Source organism: Anaeromusa sp., from assembly GCF_028691475.1.
Taxonomy (GTDB): domain Bacteria; phylum Bacillota; class Negativicutes; order Anaeromusales; family Anaeromusaceae; genus Anaeromusa.
Genome location: NZ_JAQUZF010000111.1, coordinates 1 through 8,098, shown reverse-complemented (window position 1 = coordinate 8,098; position 8,098 = coordinate 1). Strand labels below are relative to the sequence as shown.

Genomic DNA, 8,098 nt, shown 5'->3' with positions numbered 1-8,098 from the left:
GAAAAGAAATAGAGGCTAAAATGGAAAAAAACTTTCTTCCTGTTTGTCGTGCCGATATGGAAGCGCGCGGCTGGGATTATGTAGATTTTTTATTTATCAGTGGCGATGCCTATGTAGATCATCCCAGCTTTGGTCATGCGATTATCAGCCGCTGGCTGGAGAAACAAGGCTATCGGGTTGCTATTTTGGCGCAGCCGGATTGGCGCAGCGTTAACGCGTTCAAGGAGTTCGGCAAACCGCGCCTTGGCGTGTTGGTGTCTGCAGGCAACCTGGATTCTATGCTCAATAAATATACTGCAGCTAAACGGTTGCGCAGCGAGGACCGCTACGCTCCGGGCGGCAAGGCCGGCTTTCGGCCGGACCGGGCTACATTAGTATATTGCAGCCGTATTCGGGAAATCTGGAAAGATATTCCTTTAATTATTGGCGGCATTGAGGCCAGTTTGCGACGTTTTGTGCACTATGACTACTGGGAGGACGCCTTACGCCGCTCCATTTTAGCGGATAGTCATGCAGATCTTCTGATTTATGGCATGGGCGAGAGGCAGATTTTGGAGATCGCTAAGCAATTAGAAAGCGGGATTCCAATCGCGCAGATCCGCCAAGTGCCTGGCACCTGTTTCCTCGTAGAATCGCAAGAAGAAGTTTGGGACGCTGTGAAACTGCCTTCTTGGAAAGAATGCCGGCAAGACCCCAAAGCTTTTGCCAAAGCTGGAGGCTTGCAGTTTTTGGAACAGGACCCTATTCGCGGCAAAACCTTGCTGCAAGAACAGGAACGAGGTTTTTTGGTGCAAAATCCCCCGGCGATGCCGCTGACGACGGCAGAACTGGATGCGGTGTATGATTTACCGTACATGCGGACGTGGCATCCTGCGTATGATCAAGCTGGCGGCGTGCCGGCCATTGAAGAAGTTCAGTTCAGCTTGGTTAGTCAGCGCGGCTGTTTTGGAGGCTGCGCTTTTTGTGCCATTACCTCGCATCAAGGGCGTATTATTCAAAGCCGAAGCCATGAATCTCTTTTGCAGGAAGCACGTCTTTTGACAACCCTTCCCGAGTTTAAGGGGTATATTCATGATGTAGGCGGCCCTACCGCCAATTTTCGCCAGCCATCGTGTGCGGCGCAGTTGGAGCGAGGCGCTTGTCGAGGCAAAAGCTGTCTTTCGCCGGAACCTTGCGTGCATTTGCAAGCGGACCATCAGGATTACCTGCGGCTGCTGCGCAGCTTGCGACAGGTTTCCGGAATAAAGAAGGTCTTCATTCGATCGGGCATTCGCTATGATTATTTGTTGTTAGCCAAGGATCGGGATGAATTTTTACATGAATTGTGCCAGTATCATGTAAGCGGCCAGCTAAAAGTGGCACCGGAGCATGTTGCGGCAAAGGTTACCCGGATTATGGGGAAATCGGGCAAAGACTGCTATTTGCGCTTTCAAGATGCGTATCGTCGCGTAAACCGTGAGTTGGGCAAGGAACAGTATCTAGTGCCGTATTTGATGTCCAGTCATCCCGGGTGCGGTCTGGCAGAAGCGGTAGAATTGGCGGAATTTCTGCGCGACCAAGGGTATCATCCGGAACAGGTGCAGGATTTTATTCCGACACCAGGAAGTTTATCTACCTGCATGTATTATAGCGGTGTGCATCCTTTGACCGGCCAGGCCGTGAAGGTTTGCCGCGACATACATGAAAAAAAACTGCAGCGTGCGTTGCTGCAGTTTCGTAACCCGAAAAATCGGGCTTTGGTGCATGAAGCGCTGCTTAAAGCGCGCCGGCAGGATCTTATCGGTTATGAAAGCCGTTGCCTGCTGCGGCCGCTGCCGGGAGAAGCGCAAGCTTCGCCGGCAGGGCGCCAAGAGAAAGATTCTCGCGCCAAAGGCGGTCATCGCGGCGCAGGTGTGCGCCAAGGCGGCAGAACCGCCAAAGGTTCTGCACGAAATCAACGGGCAAAAAGCAGCCGACATTCCGCAGATAAGAGATAACGAAAGATCATGGCATTAAGCAGTAAAGTCAAGCCGGCATCCAGATAGGCGCCGAAGAAGAAAAGAATAGGTACGGCGAGAATAATGGCTAGGGCGGAGATAATCAAGGAAAGCTTGCGTCCCCAAGGAAACAGTTGAGCGATACCTACGCTAGCCGGCAGATAGAGCAGGGCAGAGCATAGAGACACCCAAAATGTCGCCAGTTCCTGCTGGTCGGCAACGGCTTCGTAGAGACTGAAAAGATTGCTGAGACCGTAAAGAAAGAAGTAGACGACAATCAGAACCAAACGCAAAGTTAGCTTGGGGTGGATCAGTCGAGAGAGAAGCGAAGTTCGTTCCGCCTGCTTTTTCTTATGAGGAGTGTTTTTTTGAGGCGGTAACGGAGAAGAACCTTTAGCCAAGTGAATCCCTCCTAGATGTGTAAGGAACTTTGACGGAAACGCCGGTTCCTATCAATAAGTTTCGCCTATTATTGTACCATATTTATTCTATTGCGACAGGGGTGCTTTGGAGGAATAAATCCATGAGACGATATGCTCCTATTTTTTTGTTGTCTCTTTGCCTGGTGATGGTTGCTTTTGTGGGCAGTCTTTTGCTATCAGGGCATGCGGACGAAAAAACAGAAGAGTTTTTACCGGAACTAATGATCTATACGACACTGCCTGCGGAGACGGTGCAGTCCCTTTTGACAGAGGAAGCGCAAAAACAAGGGTTAAAACTGCAGGTGCGCTCGTTTAGCACTTCCGCAGACTTGTTGAAGCAATTGCAGCAAGAACAGCAGACGCCGCAGGCCAGCTTTATTTTGACAGAGCGCATGGCGCTTTTACGAGCCAAAAAGGAAAAGCGGCTGCAGGAATTTTTGTCGGAAGAGGCGGACCTTGTTTCCGACTCCTTAAAAGATGAAGATGATTTTTGGGTCGGTCTGTGGTATGATCCCTATGTCTTTGTTGTTAACCGAGATGCGGCAAAACAGTGGAAAAGCGTGCCCAATGATTGGGAAGATATTGTGAAGCAAAGTGAGCTGCGTGTGGCGATGACCGACTTTTTGGCGGCAGAGGCGCCTGCGCAGTTAATGGAGCAACTGAGCGAAGTATACGGCAGCCGAGAGTGTCTTGCCTATTTGGCTAAGTTGCATCCCCAAGTAGTGAGGTATGCCAAATTTTTATCAACTCCGGTTCGAATGGCCGGTATGGGAGAAGCGGATTTGGCGATTACTCCTTACAGCGAGGCGGAAAAATACGTGCGAGACCAATTTCCGGTGCGACTCGTCTGGCCGGAACATGGGACAGCCTATATGTTGACAGGGGGCGCTTTAGTTAAAGGCGGGCCCATGCAGAGTGAAGCGAAAAAAATGTTGGACTGGCTGTTGTCTCCGGCGTGCGCTCAAAAAAGGGAAGCTATTTCGCTATTGGCATTGCCTGCCAATCCGGAAATACAAAAAACTCCGCGGCCGGTTCTTTGGGAACTGCGTGACGAAGCGCTGCCTGAAGGAATGAGGCAAAAACAATTGGAAGCCTGGTTGCAGAATATTCGCTTGGGCCTGAAAGCCCCGGAAGGGAACGGAATACGAATGGAGGAACAAAAGAAATGATCAAAGCCGGCTTTGTGAGCTTAGGCTGTGTAAAAAATCTGGTAGATACGGAAGTCATGCTCGGCTTGCTGCAGGATGGCGGCGTCGAGCTGATTGATGATCCGGCGGAAGCCGATATTCTAGTTGTCAATACCTGCGGCTTTATTGATGCCGCTAAAGAAGAATCGTTGCAGACAATTTTGCAGATGGCGGAATTTAAGAAAACAGGACGCTGCCGCGGTCTTATTGTGGCCGGTTGTTTGGGGCAGCGGTATCAGCAGGAACTTTTGGATGAAATGCCGGAAGTGGATGTTATTTTGGGAACCGCTGCGTGGGGGAGAATCCAGGAGGCAGTGGCTGCAGCTCTGGAGGGACGCCGGGCCTTGTTTATTGACAGCCTGACAACTCTTTATGACGAAAAAACACCCCGTATTTCTACGATGCCTTCTTATAGCGCTTATGTTAAAGTGGCCGAAGGCTGCAGCAACTGCTGCACCTACTGTGTGATTCCCAGTGTGCGCGGCGCCTTTCGCAGCCGACCGATTGAATCGGTAGTGGAAGAGGTAAGGCACTTGGCCCAAAAGGGAGTGCGGGAAATCAATCTGGTGGCGCAGGATACCACCAGCTATGGCAAGGATTTATACGGGCAGCCTAACTTGGTGGCGCTTTTAAAGGAACTGGCTGTTATTGACGGGGTGGAATGGATTCGTCTATTGTATTGCTATCCCCGCTATTTTACTGACGAACTTATTGCCTACATGGCCAGTGAACCTAAGATATGCCGTTATGTGGACCTGCCACTGCAGCATATTCATGATGGTGTTTTGCAGGCCATGAATCGCAGGGATCGTCAGGCGGATATTGACCTGTTGCTGCAAAAAATCAGACAGGCTATGCCGGACGTAGTGCTGCGCACTTCTTTTATCGTCGGTTTTCCCGGGGAAACAGAAGAGCAATTTGCTTTTTTGGAGCAGTGGCTGGAGACCGCACGCTTTGACCATGTAGGCGTATTTACGTATTCACAGGAAGAGGGTACTGCGGCTGGCGCCATGGCGGAACAAGTGCCGGACGAGGTGAAACAGGAACGTTATCATCGTTTAATGGCGCTGCAAAGCAAGATTTCAGAGGAAATAAACCGCTCGTTAGAGGGGCGGGAGCTGCAAGTTATTGTTACCGGACTGGATGAGACGCGTCCAGAGGTGATTCTAGCTCGTTCTTATCGAGAGGCGCCGGATGTGGATGGACAGATTTACGTAGAAACATCTGGACAAGACGGGCTGAAAGTGGGCGATTCCCTCAAAGTGCGCATTGCGCAGGGATTCAGTTATGATTTGGTAGCGGAAATTGTTGACTAAAAAACCTGGGACCATGCAAAGGGGAGATCACGGTGATTGCGGAAATTATCAGTACAGGTACGGAACTGCTTCTGGGCGAGATTGTAAATTCCAACGCAGCCTATATTGCCCAGCGGTTAAATGAAGCGGGCATTACCGTACATTATCAGAGTACGGTGGGAGATAATCCGCTGCGGATGGAGGAAGTGCTTAAGCAAGGAATGGCCCGTGCCGAGCTGGTGATTACCACAGGCGGTTTGGGACCAACTCAAGGGGACATTACCCGAGAGGTGTCCGCGGCCCTGTTGGGGTTGGAAATGGTTGAGGATGCGGCTACCGTGGCGCAGCTGCAGGAATTTTTTCGCCAGCGAAAGCTTCCTATGGCGGAAAGCAATCTGCGTCAAGCGCAACTGCCGGCGGGAGCAATTATCCTGCCTAATTGCTGCGGGACGGCGCCTGGAAGCATATTGGAGCACGCCAATGGCGTGTTGATCAATCTGCCTGGGCCGCCTGTGGAGATGCAGGCTATGTTGGAGCAGCAGGTGCTGCCGTGGTTGAAGAATTACCGCCCGGCCTTAGGGTGCATCCGCTCACGTATTTTCCGGTGCGTAGGCATTGGAGAGTCTTTGTTGGAAGAAAAGCTGATGGATTTAGTTTTGTCTCAGGGAAACCCAACAGTAGCCTTTCTGGCTCGCAGCGGTGAAATGTTCGTGCGCCTTACGGCGCAGGGTGAAACGGAAGAGGCGGCGTTGCAGCTTATGGAGCCTTGGAGTACGCAGATTCGCGAACGCCTGGGTGATGCTGTCATTAGCGACGACGACGCGACCTTGGAAGAAGTTGTTGGCCGAGAAATGTTGAAAAAAGGCTGGACGATGGCGACGGCGGAATCCTGCACAGCAGGCATGGTGGCGGCTAGGATAGCCAATGTGCCTGGCTCGTCCGCTTATCTGACAGGCGGCATTATCGCTTATGACAACCGGGTAAAGCAGGAACTGTTGGCAGTGCCGGAATCCTTGCTGCGGGATTTTGGCGCGGTGAGCGTGCAGACGGCGGAAGCTATGGCTATTGGCGCTCGCAAAGCCTGCGGCGTTGAAGTAGCTTTGGCCACAACGGGGATTGCCGGTCCTGACGGAGGTAGTGAGGCCAAGCCTGTTGGGCTGGTGCACATGGCGGTTGTGGGTCCATGGGGGATTTGGCAGGAAGAGGGACGGTTTTATGGAAGCCGTCAACAGATCCGCAGCCATGCGACGGCTCGGGCGCTGGCGCTGCTGGTACGATATTTACGCCAGTTTGAGGCGAAAAAAGACACTGATGAAAAAACGACTTGATTAGTTGTTTGTTTATAAAATAGGAGGAATTTATTTTGGAAGAAAAAAACGTAAACTTTGAAGAACTGGGAATTAGCAAGAAAGTATTGAGTGCGCTGAGCGCGATGGGTTTTGAAGCGCCTTCGCCGATTCAGAGCGAGACCATTCCTCATGTGCTGGGTGGCAAGGACATTATTGGTCAGGCCCAGACCGGCACAGGCAAGACCGCCGCTTTTGGCATTCCCCTTGTGGAAAAAGTTACGCCTGATAAGGTTGTACAGGCATTGGTGCTGACTCCTACACGGGAGCTGGCGATTCAGGTGGCCGAAGAAATTTCTAATATCGGCAAAGGCAAGCGTGTGCGCGTGCTGCCGGTATACGGCGGTCAGCCGATTGATCGGCAGATTCGCGCCATTCGCGCTGGCGCCCAAATTGTAATTGGTACGCCGGGACGTCTGCTGGATCATATTCGTCGCCAAACATTGCGCTTAGATAAAGTGCAGATGGTCGTAATGGATGAAGCGGACGAAATGCTGGACATGGGCTTTGTCGAGGATATTGAGTCAATTTTATCGCATACGCCGGAAGAATCGCGGCAAACTCTGCTTTTCTCGGCCACCATGCCTGCGGCTATCGCTTCGCTGGCCAAACGCTATATGAAAGATCCCTTTACCGTGACTATTAGCCGCGAGCAGCTTACCGTACCGGCTATCGAACAGTTCTATTATGAAACAAGAGACAAGCTGGAGGCGTTATGCCGGGTGCTTGATCTGGAGGAAACCGGTAAAAGCATTGTTTTCTGCCGTACCAAAAAAGGTGTGGATGACTTGGTGGCATCCTTGCAGACACGCGGCTATCTTGTGGACGGCCTGCATGGCGATCTTAGCCAGAATCAGCGTGACCGCGTTATGAAACAGGTCCGCATTGGTAAGCTTGATATTTTGGTGGCTACCGATGTGGCGGCACGCGGTATTGATATTGACGACATTACTCATGTTATTAATTACGATATCCCGCAGGATCACGAATCCTATGTGCATCGTATCGGACGTACGGGACGTGCCGGCCGGACCGGTGTGGCGCTGACCTTTATCAATCCTCGCGAGTTCCGCCAGTTAAAGAGCATTGAGCGGGCGACGCACAGCCGGTTGGTACGCCGGGCCGTGCCTAGTGCTTCCGACGTGTTGAAGCGTCATGAAGAAACGCTTAAGGAGCGGTTGGCCACCTTGATTTCGCGCGGTAATCTTGATGAGTATATTTCCATTGTTGAAGAAATGGCTGAAAGCCATGATGCGGTCGATGTCGCTGCAGCAGCCATGAAGCTGGCGCAAGAAGGCTTCAAGCTGGTGGAAGAGACACCGGTTATGATGGAAAATACAGAGGGCATGGTACGGCTCTTCCTGAATGTCGGCAGGGCGCAGAATATTCGCCCTGAGGACATTGTAAGGGCGATTGCTACGGAAGCCGATATTCCTGGTAAGGTCATTGGCATGATCAATATTTACGACCGTTTCACTTTTGTGGAAGTGCCCCAGAATATGGCGGAACGGGTAATGGCGGTCATGCATAAGGGCACCATTAAAGGCTACCAGGTTAATGTGGAGCCTGCCAAAGGAAAAAGATAAGCATTAGTTGTATAAAGGCTGCGGAAGACTTTCGAGTTTTCCGCAGCCTTTTTTTACGGCTGAAAAACCTAGGGTTATCAAGGCCTGGGAGCTTCTGTCTAAACGGTGGCATAACTGTATTTGAGACAAGATTTGCGTCCTGCGGACCGTCTTGCTCCAATAAAAGTCTCAAATACAATCACGGCCGCCGTAGCCTCAGTCGCACCCTCCCGTGACTCCGATTCTCTTGTTCAATCCTTTATCCCTTTCAAAAGATCACACAGCAGCTTTTTCTTGCAGCCTCTTC

At 51.4% G+C, this 8,098-nt stretch carries 6 protein-coding genes; 5 read left to right on the top strand and 1 reads right to left on the bottom strand.

Annotated elements, in window-relative coordinates:
- Positions 1-20: 20 nt before the first annotated feature.
- Positions 21-1,976, top strand: a complete 1,956-nt coding sequence (locus PHF27_RS12060; protein ID WP_300070397.1) for a YgiQ family radical SAM protein — start codon at positions 21-23, stop codon at positions 1,974-1,976.
- Here PHF27_RS12060 and PHF27_RS12055 read toward each other — a convergent pair.
- Entirely contained in the window at positions 1,934-2,377 is a 444-nt protein-coding gene (locus PHF27_RS12055; RefSeq protein ID WP_300070395.1) for a hypothetical protein, read from the bottom strand. The two genes, PHF27_RS12060 and PHF27_RS12055, sit on opposite strands and share 43 nt — an antisense overlap.
- 122 nt (positions 2,378-2,499) lie before the next feature.
- Here PHF27_RS12055 and PHF27_RS12050 point away from each other — a divergent pair, with 122 nt between their 5' ends.
- Genes PHF27_RS12050 through PHF27_RS12035 form a run of 4 tightly spaced genes read left to right on the top strand, consistent with a single transcriptional unit; the run spans position 2,500 to position 7,812 of the window.
- On the top strand, positions 2,500-3,567 hold the full coding sequence (locus PHF27_RS12050; RefSeq protein WP_300070393.1) for an ABC transporter substrate-binding protein: 1,068 nt from the start codon (positions 2,500-2,502) through the stop codon (positions 3,565-3,567).
- Positions 3,564-4,901 (top strand): 30S ribosomal protein S12 methylthiotransferase RimO, encoded by a 1,338-nt coding sequence (gene rimO / locus PHF27_RS12045; RefSeq protein WP_300070391.1) that lies wholly within the window; start codon positions 3,564-3,566, stop codon positions 4,899-4,901. The genes PHF27_RS12050 and rimO overlap by 4 nt, the downstream gene beginning before the upstream one ends.
- A 32-nt stretch (positions 4,902-4,933) precedes the next feature.
- Positions 4,934-6,208 carry a competence/damage-inducible protein A gene (locus PHF27_RS12040; protein WP_300070389.1) on the top strand — a complete coding sequence of 425 codons (1,275 nt, stop codon included), beginning with the start codon at positions 4,934-4,936 and terminating at the stop codon, positions 6,206-6,208.
- 35 nt (positions 6,209-6,243) lie between these two features.
- A complete protein-coding gene (locus tag PHF27_RS12035) occupies positions 6,244-7,812 on the top strand; it encodes a DEAD/DEAH box helicase (RefSeq protein WP_300070387.1) in 1,569 nt (522 codons plus the stop codon).
- The last annotated feature ends 286 nt before the right edge of the window (positions 7,813-8,098 follow it).